The 1,119-nt window shown below is 73.5% G+C and carries 3 protein-coding genes; 2 read left to right on the top strand and 1 reads right to left on the bottom strand.

Features of this window, described 5'->3' with window-relative positions; genetic code table 11:
* The coding region (locus AOK17_RS47310; protein ID WP_055618795.1) for a hypothetical protein at window positions 1-492 on the bottom strand (492 nt) is incomplete at its 3' end.
* 65 nt (window positions 493-557) lie between these two features.
* On the opposite strand from AOK17_RS47310, the gene AOK17_RS47305 reads away from it, so the two are divergent.
* Window positions 558-974 (top strand): hypothetical protein, encoded by a 417-nt coding sequence (locus tag AOK17_RS47305; RefSeq protein WP_055618794.1) that lies wholly within the window; start codon window positions 558-560, stop codon window positions 972-974.
* A 42-nt stretch (window positions 975-1,016) separates the two neighbouring features.
* A partial coding sequence (locus AOK17_RS49710) for an EF-hand domain-containing protein (RefSeq protein WP_245697908.1) occupies window positions 1,017-1,119 on the top strand: 103 nt, incomplete at its 3' end.

Raw genomic sequence — 1,119 nt, 5'->3', positions numbered from 1 at the left:
CCCCAGCCCCCGGTGCCGTACCCCCTCGGCCACCTCGATCGCGGCCTCCGGCCGACCCGCGACCCCACGCCCCAGGACGAGTACGCCCCCGTCGGCGGCCCACACCCGCACGTCGTCCCGCCGCTCGCGGGCCCGGGCGACCCGGGGATGGCCGGGATCGTCGAGTTCCGTCAGCCTCAGCGGCGGCGGGCCGGACAGCGGCGCGGCGACCGTCAGCAGGTCGATCGTGTCCGTCGTACGCCCCGTACGTGCCATGAACGTGGCCAGGAAACGCGGGTTCATGGTCGCCGCGAGCGGATCGCAGTCGGCGGCGGCCAGCGTTTCGCGCACCCAGCCCTCCCCCTCGTCGGTGAAGACGACGGAGTGCGCGGTGAAGGCGATGACCCCGGCGTCCCGGTGGGCGTGCTGCGGCACGACCGTCGTACCGCCGTCGGGAGGCGGGAAGACTCCTCGCGCCGCCGCGTCGAGAATGTCCCGCAGAGTGCCTGCCACCGCGCCTCCCCTTCCCTCGCCCGTCTCTTGAGTCTCCACCCACTGGAAGGCCCAGACTCCACCCCATGATCGACGACGGCACCGGGCTGCTCACCATCGGGCAGCTCTCCCGGAGCACCGGACTGCCGGTGCGCACCATCCGCACCCGACTGAGTTTCGGCGTGCCCGACCTGCCCGACGACCCCACGACCGAGCAGGTGGCCGCCTGGGTCGAGCTCGCCGAGCTGCTGCAGCCGGCCGGTGAGGCACGCACGGGAGCGGGGTCTGGCGCCGGACGCCCCGGAGGCCGCCACGGTCCTGGCCGAGGTGCTCGGCGACGCCGACAGGGCCGCCGTACTGGACCACATGGTGTCGGCGAGCCGGGCCGAGGTCGCCCGCTTCCGGGAACTGCCGGCGCTCGTACGGGGGCCGAGCCGCTGTCCACGCACCGGGAGGCGTTCGCGTGGGTGGTCGCCGCGCTGCGCGCTCAGCTCGGCAGCTAATCTGACCTCGGCAAGTACGGCACATCAGAAGGGGCGGGTCCGGTGGCGGACATCGAGGAAGCACGCAAGGCGTTCGAGCGTATCGACGTGGACGGGGACGGCTACGTCACCGCCGCCGAGTTCAAGAAGGCCCTGGCCCAGGGCG

It is taken from the genome of Streptomyces phaeochromogenes (assembly GCF_001418655.1).
Classification (GTDB): domain Bacteria; phylum Actinomycetota; class Actinomycetes; order Streptomycetales; family Streptomycetaceae; genus Streptomyces; species Streptomyces phaeochromogenes.
The sequence above is the reverse complement of the archived record's forward strand: the minus strand, read 5'-3'. Positions and strand labels throughout refer to the sequence as shown.

Bases quoted from the DNA above. Each gene is read 5' to 3' on its own strand.
- AOK17_RS47305 (WP_055618794.1), top strand. From the start codon at position 558: ATGATCGACGACGGCACCGGGCTGCTCACCATCGGGCAGCTCTCCCGG.